The organism is Gordonia sp. G4, assembly GCF_057770005.1.
In genome coordinates this window covers 3,811,045-3,827,512 of the sequence record NZ_CM173442.1, presented here as the reverse complement: position 1 = coordinate 3,827,512, position 16,468 = coordinate 3,811,045, and the positions used below count along the sequence as shown (strand labels likewise).

The window sequence follows — 16,468 nt, the reverse complement described above, 5'->3', positions numbered from 1 at the left end:
AGTGTGCCCGACGCACCGCCGGATGTCCACATGGGTCAATCGTCCGGCACCACAACGGCATTCGATGACACAGAGAGACGAGGACTGTTACAGCGTCTCATCACACCGTGGTTGTCCCTGTTTCGGCGACCGCCGAGGTTACCGTGCGGTAGGGTCCGTCCCGGTCGGCCGCTCCACCGTCCGGGGAACCTCGGGCACCTGTCGTGCATCGGTCGCCGAATCCACTTTCCCGCAGGCGAATCGAGGTACACACATGATGAAGTTCGGCCTCATCGAGGAATGGGAGCCCCGCGCCGGTCACCTGACCAGCTGGGTGGCCTCCCTCGCTTCGGTGACGAATGCCGATCGGGCTCCTGTGCATCCCTCCCCGCCGTCCCACCAGCAGGAGGAGTACCTGCGGGTGGCCTGGCGCAACGAGTCCGCGGGGTTCCGTTTCGCCCGGCTCTGTCTCATGGCGTTCGACGTCTCGGCACCTCTGGACGTCTCCGCGATGACGATCGCGGTCAACGAGTTCGTGCGGCGCCACGACAGTTTCCGGTCCTGGTTCTCGATGGAGGACGACGGTTCGGTCCTCCGCCATCTCGTGCCCCCGGAAGTCGTCGACATGGTTCCGGTCGCATACGGCGACCGCGACGCCCCGCAGCTGCGGACGCATGTGCAGGACGAGACCTCGGGGCCGTTCAACTGGGACTGTTTCACCTTCGGGGCCATCGAGTGGGAGGGCGGGTTCACGCTCTACGCCGCGGCCGATCACCTCAACACCGACGGGATCTCACAGGCGATCACCTGCGTGGACCTGTTGTCGCTCTACATGAATGAGGCCTTCGGTGGCGACGTCGAGCTGCCCCCGGTCGGCAGCTACCTCGACTACTGCGCGCGCGAGCGCGACGTGTCGCGCCGGCTGACCCGTCGATCGCCGCACGTCCAGCGCTGGATCGATCTGGTGCAGGCGAACGGTGGGCGCCTGCCGAGTTTCCCGTTGCCGCTCGGCACCGGCGGGCAGACGTATACGCGCAGCGCAATCGTGAACTCGACCCTGTTCGACGAGCCCACGGCCGCGCGTTTCGAACAGATCTGTCGCGAACTGGGAGCCAACATGATCGCCGGGATCATGACGGCAGCCGCCCTCGTCTATGCCGAGTTCACCGGCCGGAGTGAGTATTTCGGGATGACGCCGAAGAGCACGAGGTCGGGCGCCGCGGAGCTGAAGTCGGTGGGCTGGTTCACGAGTCTGATCCCGGTTCCGCTCACCGTCGACGACGACACCACGTTCCGCTCGCTGGCACCGGAGGCCGCGCGCAGCTACGAGTCCGGAAAAGAGTTGACCGACATATCGTTCCACCGGGTCCTCGAACTCGTGGAACCCGGCGACGGCATCGCGGTCCGATCCGGCTGGGCGGTGCCGATGGTGTCCTACATCGACGTCCGCAAGCTCCCGGGCGTCGAGATCTTCGAAGCCGGGAACGGGTGCCTCTTCGGTAATCGCGGCAGCAGCGAGGAGGTGTACATGTGGGTCAACCGGTTCTCCGGCGAGACCTCGATCACGTTGCTGTACCCCGACACCGAGATCGCTCATGAGTCCGTGACGCAGTACGTCGAACGTTTCGTCGCGGTGATGTCGGCGGTCGCCGACCTGGACGACTACCGACCCTCGCTGCCGGCTCTCGCACCGTGACCGCCGGCCCCGCGGCGGGACGGCGGCCGACCGGCGCGATCGGCGATCGCCCGGGAGCCTGGGCTGCTCTCGCGGGATGTCTGCTCGGGGTGTTCATGCAGATGCTGGACACCACCATCGTCAACATCGCCCTGCCCGATCTCGCCCGGGACCTCGGCGCGTCGACGTCGCAGCAACTCCTGGTGCTGACGGTGTACACGCTGTCGTTCGCCTGCACCCTGCTGACCGCGGCGACACTGGGGGCCCGAGTCGGACGCCGCCGGATGTTCGTGATCGGCATGGTGGCCTTCACCGTCACATCGGTGCTGTGCGGTGTGTCGACCGGGCCGGGTGAACTCATCGCGTTTCGCGGGTTACAGGGTGTCAGTGCGGCGCTCATGTCTGCGCAGACCCTGGCGCTCATCGCGGCCCTCTTCGACAAGAGGCGCCACGGACTGGTCTTCGGCGTCTACGGGGCCGTGGCCGGCCTCGCCGCCATCCTCGGTCCGGTGGTCGGCGGATTCCTCGTCGACGCCGACGTTCTCGGATGGGGTTGGCGCGCGATCTTCTTCGTCAACGTCCCACTGGGCCTGCTCTCCTGCCTGCTCGCCCACCGCCGCCTGCCCGACGCCCGTGAGCCGGCGGCGGGACGGGTTGACGTCCCGGGTGTGGTCATGTCGGCGACGGCGCTGTTCCTGCTGCTGTACCCGCTGGCCCTCGGACGCGAGATGGGGTGGCCCCCGATCCTGTGGGTGATGATCGGGACGGCCGGAATCCTGTTGGCGCTGTTCGCCCTTCACGAGTTGCGCGTCGACGCCCGGGGTGGCACTCCCCTGCTGCGACCACAACTGTTCGCCTCCCGCCGGTTCACGGTCGGGCTTCTCCTGTCGCTTCTGTTCTTCAGCGTGTTCGCCGGGTTCTTCTTCACCGTGTCGATCTCGGCCCAGTTCGGACTCGGCTTCTCGGCGTTCCGGACCGGGATGCTGGCACTGCCCTTCGCGATCGGTGCTGCGGTCGGCTCGCTCTGCTCGCCACGGGTGGTCGTCCGGCTCACGGCCCCGCACACCTTGACGGTCGGGTCCCTCGCCGTCGGAGCCGGATTCGTCTGGCTCGCGATCATCATCGAACCGGCAGTGGAGACCTTGCCGTGGCCCGGCATCCTCGGTCCCCTCGTACTCGGCGGTCTGGGGACCGGCCTGTTCATCGCACCGTTGCAGGCCGTGATCCTGTCCGACACGACCGAGTCCACGGTGGGCACGGCAACCGGGACGATCCCCACGGTTCAGCAGATCGGCGCCTCGATCGGGCTGGCGGTCGTCACCCTGTTCTTTTTCGGCCAGGTGGCGGGCCAGACCGCCGAGACGGTTCCGGTTGTACGAGCCGAACTCGTTGCGGCGCTGCCCGACTCACCGGTCCGCCCGGTGCTGCATGAGGCGGTCGCCGATCGTTTCGCATCCTGCGCGGGCGAGCAGCTGAGGTCCGCTCATCCGGAGCGACCGGCGCCGGCCTGCGCGGGCGGCCCGGTGTCGCCGGCGATCGCGGCGGTCGCGGCGCAGGCGCGGCCGTGGACCCAGGACGCGGCACGGTCGGTGACGGCCCGGACTTTCCTGGCCGCCCTGCGGACGACCCTGGTGACGTTGGGTCTCGTCGCCGTCGCGATCGCGGTGCTCACGACAGCGCTACGGACGCGACAGTCCCCGTGAACGCGCATCGCCCCGTCTCCTCGGCGGAGACGGGGCGATGTGTGGCGAGTTCGATCAGGCCTGGCCGACCTCGAACCGGGTGAAGCCCTTGATGGTCACGCCGGCATCGTCGAGAAGTGCCTTCACGGTCTTCTTGGAGTCCTGGACCGACGACTGGTCGAGCAGCACGACGTCCTTGTAGAAGCCGTTGACGCGACCCTCCACGATCTTGGGCAGAGCCTGCTCGGGCTTGCCCTCCTCCTTGGCGGTCTGCTCGGCGATACGACGCTCGTTCTCGACGACGTCCGCGGGGACCTCGTCGCGAGTGGCATAGCGCGCCTTGAGAGCAGCGACCTGCATGGCGGCGCCGCGGGCGGCCTCTTCGGCACCCGCGCCCTCGCCGGTGTAGGACACGAGCACGCCGACGGCCGGGGGCAGATCGGATGCACGCTTGTGCAGGTACACGGCCACCGGACCGTCGTAGTAGGCCACGCGACGCAGCTCGAGCTTCTCGCCGATCTTGGCCGAGAGTGCCGCCACGGCCTCATCGACGGTGCCGTCGCCGAGCGGAGCCTTCTTCAGCTCGGCGAGATCGTTCGTCTTCGCCGCGGCCGCCGCGTTCACGATGTCGTCGGCGAGCTGCTGGAACTCACCGTTCTTCGCGACGAAGTCGGTCTCGGAGTTGATCTCGATGAGCGCGCCGTCCTTGGCCGCGACCAGGCCCTCGGCGGTGGAGCGCTCGGCGCGCTTGCCCACGTCCTTGGCGCCCTTGATGCGCAGTTCTTCGACGGCCTTGTCGAAATCGCCGTCGTTGTTGGCCAGCGCGTTCTTGCAGTCGAGCATTCCAGAGCCGGTGAGCTCACGGAGACGCTTCACATCAGCTGCGGTGTAGTTCGCCATCGTTGGCGAGCCTCCTTCGGGAAGTGTGTTGGGACCGGACTGCAGAGCAGTGGGGACTACTGAGCAGCCGGTGCGTCGGCCGCGGCGTCGCCGCCGGCCGGTGCTGCGGCCTGGGTCAGCAGTTCCTGCTCCCACTCTGCCAGCGGTTCGCCGCTGCCGGCCTCGGGCTTGGCGTCGCCGCTGGCGGCACCGGCACGGGCCTGGACACCCTCGGCCACGGCCGAGGCCACGACGCGGGTGAGCAGCGCTGCGCTGCGGATGGCGTCGTCGTTGCCCGGGATCGGGTAGTCGACGAGGTCGGGATCGCAGTTGGTGTCCAGGATCGCGATGACCGGGATGTTCAGCTTGCGTGCCTCACCGACGGCGATGTGCTCTTTGTTGGTGTCGACGACCCACACGGCCGAGGGGACCTTGGCCATGTCGCGGATACCGCCGAGCGTGCGCTCGAGCTTGTTCTTCTCGCGGGTCAGCATCAAGATCTCTTTCTTGGTGCGGCCCTCGAAGCCACCGGTCTGCTCCATGGTCTCGAGCTCCTTCAGGCGCTGCAGGCGCTTGTGGACGGTCGAGAAGTTGGTGAGCATGCCACCGAGCCAGCGCTGGTTGACGTACGGCATGCCGACACGGGTCGCCTCTGCGGCGATCGATTCCTGGGCCTGCTTCTTGGTGCCGACGAAGAGGATGGTGCCGCCGTGGGCGACGGTCTCCTTGACGAACTCGTACGCCTTGTCGATGTAGGTCAGCGTCTGCTGCAAATCGATGATGTAGATGCCGTTGCGGTCGGTGAAGATGAATCGCTTCATCTTCGGGTTCCACCGGCGGGTCTGGTGCCCGAAGTGTGCGCCGCTGTCCAGCAGCTGCTTCATGGTCACGACAGCCATGATCGTCCTTTTCTCGCAGTTGTCGTCGGCACCGTCGGTACCGACCCTGGCGCCTGCGGCCGAGTGCCACCCGATACGGCTTGGGCCGTCCGGGACTGCTCACTTGGCGTGTGTCCGTCGACTGTGCTGGTCAGAGCGTCGAAGCCCCGAGCGGCACAGAACTGAATGCAGGCGCGCGAAGTCACCTCACCAACGCGCGATGAGGTGCGGTCAGAAGTTTACGCCGCCACGGAACGAACACCAAAACGCCTTCGCCCACGTCGGGGGACGGATCCGGCATCGGGTCGCCGACCCGGCGGATCCCACTCGGCCTCCGGTGCGTCCAACCACCGTGCGAACTCCAACGCCACGCTTCGTGGCCGCCATCCTGCTCGCCGCCCTCTGGTTCGCCGCTCCGGTCGTCACGGCCGCCTCCGGCGAGGCGTACACGGTACCGCTGGCGCCCCGGCCGACCGTCGTGACGGCCTACGACGAGCCCGAGAAGCGGTGGCAGCCGGGACATCGGGGCGTCGACCTCGCCGCCGGGCCCGGCCAGGCCGTCCGTGCGGCAGGCGCGGGCCGGGTGCGGTTCGCGGGAACCGTCGCCGGGCGGCCGCTGGTCTCGGTGTCGCATCCCGACGGCGTGATCACCACATACGAGCCGGTCGAGGCCGGCGTCGACGCTGGCGACCACGTCTCACGCGGCGAGATCATCGGGACGGTGATCGGCGGGCATCCGGGATGCCCGGTGCTCGTCTGCCTGCATTGGGGCGCACGGCGCGGCAGCGGTCGCGGAGCGGACTACCTGGACCCCCTGGGTCTGCTCGGCGCGGTGCGAGTCCGGCTCAAACCGGTCGGATGACCGCCGGACGGGCCGAACGGATGCGCCTCAGGCGCGGGGGTGCGCCTGACGGTGGACGGCGCGTAGGCGTTCGACGCTCACGTGGGTGTAGATCTGCGTCGTCGCGAGCGACGAGTGACCGAGTAGTTCCTGGACGACGCGCAGGTCGGCGCCGCCCTCCAGCAGGTGTGTGGCGGCGCTGTGCCGGAGTCCGTGCGGTCCGGTCGCCGGCCCGCCGCTCGCGGCGACCGCGCGTGCCACGACCGAGCGCGCCATCCGCTGGTCGAGCCGACCACCGCGGGCGCCGAGGAGCAGCGCCGCCCCCGAGGCGTCGGTGACCAGAGCCGGGCGCCCGGCGCGGAGCCAATCCTCGACCGCGCGCGCGGCCGGCTCGCCGTACGGGACCGAACGTTCCTTGTCCCCCTTGCCGATCACCCGCATCACCCGCCGGTCGGCGTCGACGTCGCCCACGTCCAGCCCGCACAACTCCCCCACGCGAATCCCGCTGGCGTACAGCAATTCCACGATGGCCCGGTCGCGCAGTGCGAGCGGGTCGTCGGGCGCGCGATCCGCGCTGGTGGCCGCGATCGCGGCCTCGGCCTGGGCGGGAGCCAGTACCGCGGGCAGCGTCCGGTGGGCCTTGGGCGCCTTCAGTCGCTGCGACGGGTCAGTGGCCAGATACCCCTCCCGGACCGCCCACGCGCAGAAGGTCTTCGCCGCCGAGACCTGTCGGGCCACGGTCGTGCGCGCCGCCCCGCGCCGGGTCAGTTCGGCGAGCCAGGCCCGCAGTAGGGCGAGATCGATGTCGCCGACCGCGACACCCCGGGCACCGGCGAACGAGACCAGTGCGCGCGCGCCACCGACGTAGGCACGGATCGTGTGCTCACTGCGCCCTTTCTCCAGGCGCAGGTGGTCGGCGAAGTCGTCGAGCATGGTCACGACCTCATCGTGTCGGGCATCCGGGTGCAACCGCACACGCGGCGTCGTGGCCGAATCGATGCCCGATCCCCAGACGTCGTCAGCCCTGGGCGCCGACCCCTTCCTCCTCGGCCCGCAGGTCGGCCTTCCACTGGCGGAAGCCTTCCTCGGTCCGTCCGCGCCGCCAATATCCGGAGATGGAGGCGTTCGCCGCCCCCACTCCGCGCTCCTTGCGGACGTAGGCCCGCAGATTGTGCATGACCGCCTGCGCCTCACCGTGGATGAACACGTGGGGCTCGCCGTCGAGCCACTCCGTGGCGCGGACCGCTTCGATCAGCGGCGCGTTGTCGCCGGCGAGTGAGTCGTCGACCTCGCCCGCGGGCCCGCCGCGATGCACCCACGTGATCTCCGCCCCGGCTGGCGCGTCGAGATCGAGTTCGTCCTCGGGTCCGGCGACCTCGATGAACACCTTGGCGACGGCGTCGGCGGGAAGCGCTTCGAGGGCAGCGGCGACCGCGGGGAGGCCGGCCTCGTCGCAGGCCAGCAGGTGCCAGGGGGCGTCCGCACGCGGGCGATAACCGCTGCCCGGTCCGATGAAGCGGATCGTCTCGCCCGAGCCGACCGTGGCCGCCCAGGGACCGGCGATGCCCTCGCTCCCGTGGACGACGAAGTCGACGACGAGCTCACGAGCGGCCGCATCGACGCGGCGAACGGTGTAGGTCCGCAGCACCGGCTGACGCTCCGGGGGCTCGTTGGCACGGACCTCCTGCAGATCGAACGGCTCCGGGTAGCTGACACCCGGCGGTGCGAAGATGAACTTCACATACATGTCGGTGTCGGGTTCCCCGGACTTGCCGACTGCCGGCTGGAAGTCCTCGAACCCTTCACCGCCCAGGTACAGGCGCACGAAGTGCGGACTGATCCGCTCGCTTCGGAGCACCGTCATCGTGTTCACGCGTTTCGCCATCGAACCTCCCTTTTCAGAGGTCACCTTACGCCCCTCCGTTTAGGGGACCCTTAGCTTTAGCCGAGCGAACCACAGTAGTGCCCCATAGGGTGGTGTAACTCGGTGGCCGAGATCGCCTGCAGCTACGTGTTGTACACGGATGTAGAGCGGCCACCGTGTGATCCTTCGAGTCAACCGTCTAAAGAATCCTCGAGGAGTCATCACGATGACCGCACCCCATATTGTCGACCCTGCAGGCCTACTTGGCCAAGCCCTATCCGACGCATCACCGGATCTGATGCGCGAGCTGCTGCAGACCATGATCAACGCCCTGCTGTCCGCCGACGCCGACAGCGTGTGCGGCGCCGAGTGGAACGCCCGCACCGCCGAGCGCACCAACCGGCGCAACGGCTACCGGCACCGGCCCCTGGACACCCGCGTCGGCACCGTCGACGTCGCGGTGCCGAAGCTGCGCTCGGGCAGCTACTTCCCCGAATGGCTGCTCGAGCGCCGCAAGCGGGCCGAGTCCGCGCTGATCACCGTCGTGGCGGACTGCTACCTGGCCGGGGTATCCACCCGCCGGATGGACAAGCTGGTCAAGACCCTGGGCATCGACTCACTGTCAAAGTCGCAGGTTTCACGCATGGCCGCCGACCTGGACGAGCAGGTGGCCGCGTTCCGGCACCGCCGCCTGGACGATGCCGGCCCGTTCACGTTCGTCACCGCCGATGCGTTGACGATCAAGGTCCGCGAGAACAACCAGGTCGTCAAGGCGTCCGTCCTGCTGGCCACCGGGGTCAATGGCGACGGGCACCGCGAGGTCCTCGGGATGCAGGTCGCCACCAGTGAGACCAAGGCCTCGTGGAACACTTTCTTCGCCGACCTGGTGGCCCGCGGACTGGGCGGGGTGCGGCTGGTGACCTCCGATGCCCACGCCGGGCTCGTGGACGCGATCGCGGCGAACCTGCCCGGTGCAGCGTGGCAGCGGTGCCGCACCCACTACGCGGCGAACCTCATGGGCGTGTGCCCCAAGTCCATGTGGCCGGCCGTGAAAGCGATGCTGCACAGCGTGTATGACCAACCCACGGCCACCGCGGTGAACGAGCAGTTCGATCGGCTGTTGGAGTACACCGAAGGCAGGCTGCCCGACGTTGCTGACCACCTTGGCGATGCCCGCGAAGACCTGCTGGCCTTCACCGTGTTCCCCGACGACGTATGGCGCCAGATCTGGTCCAACAACCCCACCGAACGGCTCAACAGGGAGATCCGCCGCCGCACCGACGTCGTGGGCATCTTCCCCAACCGGGACGCCATCGTCCGCCTCATCGGGGCGGTCCTGGCCGAGCAGACCGACGAATGGGCCGAAGGACGCCGCTACCTCGGACTCGAAGTCCTGAGCCGCTGCCGCCTCACACTGACCACCGACACCGGCACCAGCTCGACCACGGAGGTGAGCACCGATGAACTGATGCAACTACCCGCCTGATCACCAACGAAGGATCAAAAACCAGTTACACCACTACCAGGGGCTTGACCCGAACCACCCATCCGCAGTTGTAAGGTTTTCTACTGATCAAGCGATGTGCATCTGAGACTTTGCCATTACTAAAATCAGACGTCGTGAGACCCGACCAGAGGTGATTCCATGCCGGATCAGCCCGTGGATCAATCCACCCCGCGCCGCGGTTCACGGCTCAGCGTCGACGACTGGCTGGAGGCGGCGACGCAGATCCTGGTCGACGACGGCATCGACGCCCTCAAGATCTCACGCCTGAGCGCCCGGCTCGGCGTGACGAAGGGCAGCTTCTACTGGCACTTCACCGACATCGGTGCGCTGAAGACCGCGCTCGCCGAGCACTGTCGGCAAGCGCAGTCGGCAGCGGCCGCCCGGATCGAGTCGCTCGAGTCACTGCCGCCGATCGAACGTGTCGACGCGCTGGCGCGACTGCTGTCCGATCCACGTCGCCGGGCGATGGAGTCGGCCCTGCGGCGGTGGGCCGAGACCGATCCGACAATCGCGGATTCGGTCGACCGGCTCGACTGCCGGATCTTTGCGATCGCGATCTCCGCGATGCGTGAACTCGGGTTCTCCGAGGCCGAGGCACACGCTCGCGCCACCACACTGCTGTACGCGGGGATCGGCTACGTCCATGCGCACGGCCGTCTCAACGAGGCGACGGTCGAAGATCTGCATGTCATCATCGACATCCTCACCCGCCGCTGAGGTCACGCCAGGCGCCACCGTCCGTCGACGTTCTGCACGTGTCCCGTGACGTCGAGGTGCGCGAGCGCCGACCGCACCACCCCGATGTCGAGGCCCGCGGCGAACGCGATCTCGTCGATCCCCACGCCGCCGCGGCCGGGAATGGCGTCGTGGACCCGCAGCTGCTCGGCGTCGAGCCCGTCGGTCGGTTTCGCGCGGCCGCGGCCGATGTCACCGCCACCGTCGGGGCGCACCAGGTTGACGACCGACGCGACGTCGGAGACCAGCACCGCGAGTTCGTCGGCGATCATCCGATGGCAGCCGACCGAGGTCGCCGACGTGACCGGGCCGGGTACCGCGCCGAGGGGCCGGCCGAGCTTGCGCGCCCACGCGGCGGTGTTCGCCGCGCCGGACCGTCGCCCCGCCTCGACCACCACGGTCGCACCGCTCATCGCCGCGACCAGGCGGTTCCGGGTGAGGAACCGGTGTTTGGCGGCCGTCGTCCCCGGCGGGTACTCACTGATCACCGCGCCCGTGCGCGCGATCGCGGCCAACAGAGCCGAGTGCGACGCCGGGTAGTCCCGATCGATCCCACAGGCCATCACCGCCGCGGTCACCCCGCCCGCCGCGACAACCGCGCGGTGGGCAGCACCGTCGATGCCGAACGCTCCGCCGGACAGCACCGCGAAACCATGTGCCGACACTCCCGACGCGAGCGTCTGCGTGACGTGTTCGCCATAGGACGACGCGGCGCGCGACCCGATCAACGCGACCGACGCCGCGGCCAGGTCGTCGAGCCGGGCCGGGCCGCGCACCCACAGCGCGAGCGGTTCGCCACCGCGCGCCGCGGTGTCGGCCCGCCCCAGCGCCAGCAGCGACCAGGCCGGCCATTCCGGGTCGGCTCGGGTCACCAGGCGCGCACCGATCCGCTCGGCGGCGTCGAGATCCTGTGATGCACAGTCGGAATCGCATCGGGCCGCGGTCGCGGCGAGCACCTCGTCGTGACCGGCGGGCACGGTGCGCCGGCGGATCGCCGACGCGGCCTCGACGGGGCCGATGTCGTCGACGAGCGCGATGACCGCGGCACAGGGCGGTTCGGCGACCCTCGCCAGATAGGCCCAGGCGATGGACTCGGCAGGATGGGCGGTCACCAGGTCGCTCCTCGGTCTCGGTACAGAAGTGCCTGCGCGACATCGTCTTCGACGGGACGCTCGGATCCGCGTAGATCGCTGAGGGTCCAGGCCAGCCGCAGTGCCCGATCGGCGCCGCGCGCCGTCACGCGGCCGTCGCGGAGGAACAGTTCGATGGGCCGCAGTACGTCCGGTGGCAGCCGGAACCGCTGGCGCAACGCGGACCCGGGGACCTCGGCGTTGGTACGCCATCCGAACTCCGCCCACCGCTCGATCGCGGTGGCACGCGCCGCGGTGACCCGGGCGCGGACGTCGGCACTCGACTCCCCGGCACCGCTCATCAGCGCGGTGTTCCCCGGCGGGTCCATGCGCACCCGGATGTCCACGCGGTCGAGCAGAGGCCCCGACAGCTTGCCCAGGTAGCGCCGCCGGACGACGGCCGTGCACACGCAGTCCACATCGTGGGCGGGCGCGCACGGGCACGGGTTCGCCGCGAGGATGAGCTGAAAGCGTGCGGGATACGATGCGACGCCGTCGCGACGCGGGACTCGCACCTCGCCGTCTTCCAATGGCTCGCGCAGGGATTCCAGGGCTTTGACACTCATCTCGGCGCATTCGTCGAGGAACAGCACTCCCCGATGTGCTTTGGACACTGCACCCGGACGCGCGAAACCGGTGCCACCTCCCAGGAGTGCCGTGGTCGTCGAACTGTGGTGCGGGGCGACGAACGGCGGGTCGGCGATCAGTGGACGTCCGGGCGACAGCTCCCCCACCAGGGAGTGGATGGCCGTCACCTCCAGCGAGTCCTCGAGACCCAGCGGCGGCAGGATGCCCGGCAGCCGCCGCGCGAGCATCGTCTTGCCGATTCCCGGCGATCCCGTCATCAACACGTGATGTGCTCCGGCCGCGGCGATCTCGAGCGCATGCCGGGCCTCCTGCTGCCCAACCACATCGGCCATGTCCGGAATCGGTGGCGCCTGCGAGACCGTCGCGTCGTGCACCGTGTCGAGCACATGGTCTCCGGCCAGCCACTGGGTCACCTCTTTGAGACTCGTCGCGCCGCCGACGTCCATCCCCTCGACGAGCGCCGCCTCGGCGACGGTCTCGATCGGCACGACCGCCCGCCGGTATCCCTCCTGCCGTGCGGCGATCACCGCCGGCAACACCCCGCGGATCGGCCGTACGGTGCCGTCCAGACCGAGCTCGCCCAGGAAGACCGTCGACGACAACTTCTCCGCCGACACCTGTTGGGTGGCAGCCAGAATCGCGACGGCCATCGACAGATCGAACCCCGAACCGATCTTCGGCATGTCGGCCGGCGACAACGCCACCGTCACCTTCAGCTCGGGAAAACTGAACCCGGAATTCTTGATCGCAGCCCGCACCCGATCCCGCGCTTCTCGCACGGACGGATCCGGATTGCCCGTGACCGCGAAGCCCGGCAGACCCGAACTCACACTCGCCTGCACATCGACCACCCGCGCGGCAAAGGCATTGAGCCCCACCGCCTGTGTTTGTCCCAACATGGGCACAGTGTCGCCAATGACCGGGTATGGCGGGCGGTCCCTAACGGCTCGGATAGCTGATCTGTGGATGAGGCCGTGGTTGTCCACCATGGTCACGCCTCGAGGTTCGCCTCGGTGCGAACGCGATTGTCGGGAGCGCACGCGAGGGAGCCGCGCTACCTGCCGAGGCGCTTGACTAGGCTCGACAACCGATGAACCACGGAACTTTCGACGATGCGTTCGTCGGTGATCTCGACCGGCTGCTGCGATGGCGACGCGACGTCCGTCGCTTCAGCCGCGAGCCACTGGAACCACATCTGCTGCCCCAGATCCTCGACGCGGCCGAACTCGCGCCGTCGGTGGGCAACAGCCAGCCGTGGCGCTGGGTCGAAGTGCGGTCCACCACGGCCCGAAAGGCGGTGCGCGACAGCTTCACCCGCTGCAATGCCGATGCGCTCGACGGCTACACGGGCGAGCGCGCACAGCTGTATTCGTCACTCAAGCTCGCGGGTCTCGACGACGCTCCCGTCCACCTCGCCGTGTTCTGCGAACCCGCTGTCGCCCAGGGCCAGGGACTCGGCCGACAAACAGTGCCCGAGACGTTGGAGTATTCGGTCGTCACCGCGATCTCCACACTCTGGCTGGCGGCGCGGGCCCGGGGCGTCGGGGTGGGGTGGGTGTCGATCATCGAACCCGATCGGGTGACCGTGGCTCTCGCGGTCCCGTCCGAATGGAAGCTGGTCGCCTACCTGTGTATCGGCTACCCGGCCCACGACTCGGAGACGCCCGAACTCGAACGTGTCGGCTGGCAGGCTCGGACTGCGTCTGAGGAGCGCCACTTCGTGCGCTGACACCAGATCGTGACCGCCTCGACCACACGTTTGTGCACAACACCAGTAACAATAGTCACGTCAATCACTTCTGTCACAAGAGTAACTGGAGGGCGTGCGTGTCGAGCCGTCTCACCACGAGTGTCCGGCTGGCACTCGCCGGGGTCATCGCGTTCAGCGGTACCACGATCGCCCTGACGACCGGCGCCGGCGTCGCCCACGCCGCACCCTGCGGCAACGCGAGCACCGGATCGAGTGTCCTCGGCTTCGGCTCCAGCGGATCGAGTGGTTCGAGTGGCTCGGCGGGGTCCTCCGGCGGCTCGAGCATCCCGAACCCGGGTCCCCAGGCGCCGCTGGTCCCCTATGTCGGGTCCAAGTCCCGCACCGTCGGGTGGGTGACGGGCCCGCTCAGCGCCAACCGGACGTACAGCCGGTTCGGGATCGGGGGCACCGATCTCGGCGTCGCCTGGGACAACGGCCGCGGACAGACCCTGATGGCCTTCGGGGACACCTTCGGCAACTGCAACGCACCAGGGCAGCAGTGGCGACACAACGTGCTCCTCCGCACCGACGACGACAACCTCGCCAACGGCCTCTCGGTTCCCGACGGTCGCGCCGGCGACGTGACCTCGGGTTCGGTGATCGCGCCGGGCCAACCCCACTACGCGCAGGAGCTCATCCCGTCGGTCGGGATCTCCAACGTCGAGGTCACGACCATCCCGACCGCGGCCATCTCCCTCCCGCACGGCGACGGCTTCCGCCAGTACGTCAACTACATGTCGGTGCGATCGTGGGGTTCGCCGGGCAACTGGGTCACCAACTTCTCGGCCATCGCCCATTCCGACGACAACGGCCAGACCTGGGTCACCGACCAGGACACCATCCTCATCAATGCGCCGGTGTCACTCCGACTTCCCGGCGAGTTCCGCCCGATCGAGTTCAACAACGGCAAGTTCCAGCAGAACGCCTACGTCCGCGGCCGGGCCGGGACCCCCGACGCGGAGTACGTCTACCAGTACGGCACGCCGAACGGGCGATTCGGCGCCGCGTTCCTCGCCCGCTTCCGGCCGGCGGACATCCTGTCACTGAACGCGTACGAATACTGGGCGGGGAAGAGCCGCGGCTGGGTGGACGACATCGCCGCGATCCCCGACGACGGCTCCGCGATCGTCGTCGGTCAACCGGTCACCGAACTCTCGGTCGCCTGGAGTCCCTATCTCGAGAAATACATCATGCTCGACGGCGACAACGACATCACGCTGCGCACCGCGGACCGTCCCGAAGGCCCGTGGAGCGCACCGAAGACCATCGTGCCCCGCGGCGCCCTCGTCGTCTACGGACCGATGATGCTCCCCGGTTCCCCCGCGCTGCAGGGGGATTCGAAGGACCTGTACTTCAACGCATCGCGTTGGAGCGACTACAACGTGATGCTGATCCGCACCGACCTGAGCAAGCTCTGACGCGTTCAGCTCAGACGTAGACGCCGCGGTGATGCCGAACGCGCGCACGGGCCAGGTCGTCGGGTGCGGCCTGGTCGAGCCGCACACTGACCACGTCGAACCGGATCTGCGACCACCGGCGGTCCTGCGCGGCGAGCCACAACCGGGCGAGCCGGCGCATCCGCGCGAGCTTCGTCGGCGTGACCGCCATGACCGGATCGTCGTAGGTGCGACTCGCGCGGGTCTTGACCTCGACGATCACCAGGATCGATCCGTCGGCCGCGACGAGATCGAGTTCGCCGTATCGGGTACGCCAATTGCGTTCCAGGACAGTCCAACCCAGCGATGTCGCATAGTCCGCGGCCACATCCTCACCGAGCCGGCCGATGTGTCCGCGTCGATCGGGGCGGGGATGTCCGCGCGGTTCAGCACTCATGCCGATCAGCGTCGCGCAGAACCGCTTTCGATCACCGCTCGAATACGAGCAGAGCCCTGATCTGTGGACGATCAGGGCTCTGTCAACAGCTGCGCTCTCACTTGAGAGCGGGCGCGGGATCAGGGTTCGTCAGGCAGTCGGAGTTCCGGCTTCTCGAGCTCTTCGATGTTGACGTCCTTGAACGTGATCACGCGAACCTGCTTGACGAAGCGCGCCGGGCGGTACATGTCCCACACCCACGCATCGCTCATCCGGAGTTCGAAGTACACCTCGCCGTCGGTGTTGCGCGGGATCATCTCGACGGCGTTGGCGAGGTAGAAGCGCCGCTCCGTCTCCACCACATAGGTGAACTGCCCGACGATGTCCTTGTACTCGCGGTACAGAGAGAGTTCCATCTCGGTTTCGTACTTCTCGAGATCCTCAGCACTCATCCTGTCAGCCTATCCCTGTTGTCGTTTGCGCTGGTGACCACACGTGCCGCGACATTACGGTACGACATGCGGTGTTGTGGCGACGGGCCTGCCGCGTCGATGCGCGACATGTGCAACGCCGTGCTGTAGCCCTTGTGGATGGCGAAGTCGTACCCGGGCAGGTCGTCGTCCATGGCGATCATGATGCGGTCTCTGGTGACCTTCGCGATGATGCTGGCGGCGGCTATGCACGCGGCGGCCCCGTCTCCCCCGATCACCGGCAGCGACGGCGCGGTCAGCCCCGGCACCGCGAAACCGTCGGACAGCACGTAACCGGGCTTCACGTCGAGTGCCGCCACCGCGCGCCGCATGCCTTCGATGTTGGCGACGTGGATGCCGATGCGATCGATCTCTGCGGCCTCGATGATCACCGCGCTCCAGCTCTGTGCGTAGCGCGTCACCGATCGGTACAGCCCCTCACGTGTCCGCTCGGTCAGCTTCTTGGAGTCGTCGAGATCGGCGAGGGATGCGAGCTGGGTCGGTTTGAGCACGCACGCCGCGACCACGAGGGGCCCGGCACACGCACCGCGACCGGCTTCGTCGACACCGGCCACCGGCCCGAGACCCTGGCGGTGCAGTGCGAACTCGAACGTCCGCAGGCCGGCAGCGCGACGGACGGGCGAACGCGGAGGCCATCGAGTCGTCACGGCTCACCCA

The 16,468-nt window shown here is 68.3% G+C and carries 16 protein-coding genes; 7 read left to right on the top strand and 9 right to left on the bottom strand.

Going from position 1 to position 16,468, the window contains the following annotated elements; translation table 11 throughout:
- Positions 1 to 253: 253 nt before the first annotated feature.
- Positions 254 to 1,675, top strand: a complete 1,422-nt coding sequence (locus tag AC3B5T_RS17160; protein ID WP_488357774.1) for a condensation domain-containing protein — start codon at positions 254 to 256, stop codon at positions 1,673 to 1,675.
- Between the two features lie 95 nt (positions 1,676 to 1,770).
- A complete protein-coding gene (locus AC3B5T_RS17155) occupies positions 1,771 to 3,357 on the top strand; it encodes an MFS transporter (RefSeq protein ID WP_488358783.1) in 1,587 nt (528 codons plus the stop codon).
- A 54-nt stretch (positions 3,358 to 3,411) separates the two neighbouring features.
- On the opposite strand, the gene tsf is transcribed toward AC3B5T_RS17155, so the two are convergent.
- Together tsf and rpsB are read right to left on the bottom strand one after the other, a co-directional pair.
- Positions 3,412 to 4,236: a translation elongation factor Ts gene (tsf, locus tag AC3B5T_RS17150; protein WP_488357772.1), complete on the bottom strand. Its 825-nt coding sequence runs from the start codon at positions 4,234 to 4,236 to the stop codon at positions 3,412 to 3,414.
- A 56-nt stretch (positions 4,237 to 4,292) separates the two neighbouring features.
- Positions 4,293 to 5,114 carry a 30S ribosomal protein S2 gene (gene rpsB, locus AC3B5T_RS17145; RefSeq protein WP_010841493.1) on the bottom strand — a complete coding sequence of 274 codons (822 nt, stop codon included), beginning with the start codon at positions 5,112 to 5,114 and terminating at the stop codon, positions 4,293 to 4,295.
- A gap of 355 nt (positions 5,115 to 5,469) precedes the next feature.
- Between rpsB and AC3B5T_RS17140 the strand changes: the two genes are divergently transcribed.
- On the top strand, positions 5,470 to 5,955 hold the full coding sequence (locus AC3B5T_RS17140; RefSeq protein ID WP_488357770.1) for a M23 family metallopeptidase: 486 nt from the start codon (positions 5,470 to 5,472) through the stop codon (positions 5,953 to 5,955).
- A 27-nt stretch (positions 5,956 to 5,982) separates the two neighbouring features.
- Here AC3B5T_RS17140 and AC3B5T_RS17135 read toward each other — a convergent pair whose 3' ends face one another.
- Both AC3B5T_RS17135 and AC3B5T_RS17130 read right to left on the bottom strand, forming a co-directional pair.
- On the bottom strand, positions 5,983 to 6,867 hold the full coding sequence (locus AC3B5T_RS17135) for a tyrosine recombinase XerC (RefSeq protein WP_488358782.1): 885 nt from the start codon (positions 6,865 to 6,867) through the stop codon (positions 5,983 to 5,985).
- Between the two features lie 85 nt (positions 6,868 to 6,952).
- Entirely contained in the window at positions 6,953 to 7,819 is an 867-nt protein-coding gene (locus tag AC3B5T_RS17130; RefSeq protein ID WP_488357768.1) for a siderophore-interacting protein, read from the bottom strand.
- Positions 7,820 to 8,024: 205 nt separating this feature from the next.
- On the opposite strand from AC3B5T_RS17130, the gene AC3B5T_RS17125 reads away from it, so the two are divergent.
- Entirely contained in the window at positions 8,025 to 9,284 is a 1,260-nt protein-coding gene (locus tag AC3B5T_RS17125) for an IS256 family transposase (RefSeq protein ID WP_205334498.1), read from the top strand.
- Positions 9,285 to 9,443: 159 nt separating this feature from the next.
- The gene (locus tag AC3B5T_RS17120) at positions 9,444 to 10,022 is read left to right on the top strand and encodes a TetR/AcrR family transcriptional regulator (protein WP_010841497.1); all 579 of its coding nucleotides are present in this window, start codon (positions 9,444 to 9,446) and stop codon (positions 10,020 to 10,022) included.
- 2 nt (positions 10,023 to 10,024) lie between these two features.
- Here the strand turns inward: AC3B5T_RS17120 and dprA are convergent, their stop codons facing one another.
- A complete protein-coding gene (dprA, locus tag AC3B5T_RS17115) occupies positions 10,025 to 11,152 on the bottom strand; it encodes a DNA-processing protein DprA (RefSeq protein WP_488357766.1) in 1,128 nt (375 codons plus the stop codon).
- Positions 11,149 to 12,657: a YifB family Mg chelatase-like AAA ATPase gene (locus tag AC3B5T_RS17110; RefSeq protein ID WP_488357765.1), complete on the bottom strand. Its 1,509-nt coding sequence runs from the start codon at positions 12,655 to 12,657 to the stop codon at positions 11,149 to 11,151. The genes dprA and AC3B5T_RS17110 overlap by 4 nt, the downstream gene beginning before the upstream one ends.
- A 191-nt stretch (positions 12,658 to 12,848) precedes the next feature.
- Between AC3B5T_RS17110 and bluB the strand changes: the two genes are divergently transcribed.
- Entirely contained in the window at positions 12,849 to 13,487 is a 639-nt protein-coding gene (gene bluB / locus AC3B5T_RS17105) for a 5,6-dimethylbenzimidazole synthase (RefSeq protein WP_488357764.1), read from the top strand.
- 98 nt (positions 13,488 to 13,585) lie between these two features.
- Positions 13,586 to 14,926: a glycoside hydrolase family 183 protein gene (locus AC3B5T_RS17100; RefSeq protein ID WP_488357763.1), complete on the top strand. Its 1,341-nt coding sequence runs from the start codon at positions 13,586 to 13,588 to the stop codon at positions 14,924 to 14,926.
- A 10-nt stretch (positions 14,927 to 14,936) separates the two neighbouring features.
- Here AC3B5T_RS17100 and AC3B5T_RS17095 read toward each other — a convergent pair whose 3' ends face one another.
- The 3 genes from AC3B5T_RS17095 to AC3B5T_RS17085 all read right to left on the bottom strand — a co-directional run bounded on the left by AC3B5T_RS17095 (position 14,937) and on the right by AC3B5T_RS17085 (position 16,458).
- A complete protein-coding gene (locus tag AC3B5T_RS17095; protein ID WP_010841580.1) occupies positions 14,937 to 15,341 on the bottom strand; it encodes a YraN family protein in 405 nt (134 codons plus the stop codon).
- 119 nt (positions 15,342 to 15,460) lie between these two features.
- The gene (locus tag AC3B5T_RS17090) at positions 15,461 to 15,772 is read right to left on the bottom strand and encodes a DUF2469 domain-containing protein (protein WP_005198978.1); all 312 of its coding nucleotides are present in this window, start codon (positions 15,770 to 15,772) and stop codon (positions 15,461 to 15,463) included.
- Entirely contained in the window at positions 15,769 to 16,458 is a 690-nt protein-coding gene (locus tag AC3B5T_RS17085) for a ribonuclease HII (RefSeq protein WP_010841581.1), read from the bottom strand. Before AC3B5T_RS17085 ends, AC3B5T_RS17090 begins: the two co-directional genes overlap by 4 nt.
- Positions 16,459 to 16,468: the final 10 nt, after the last annotated feature.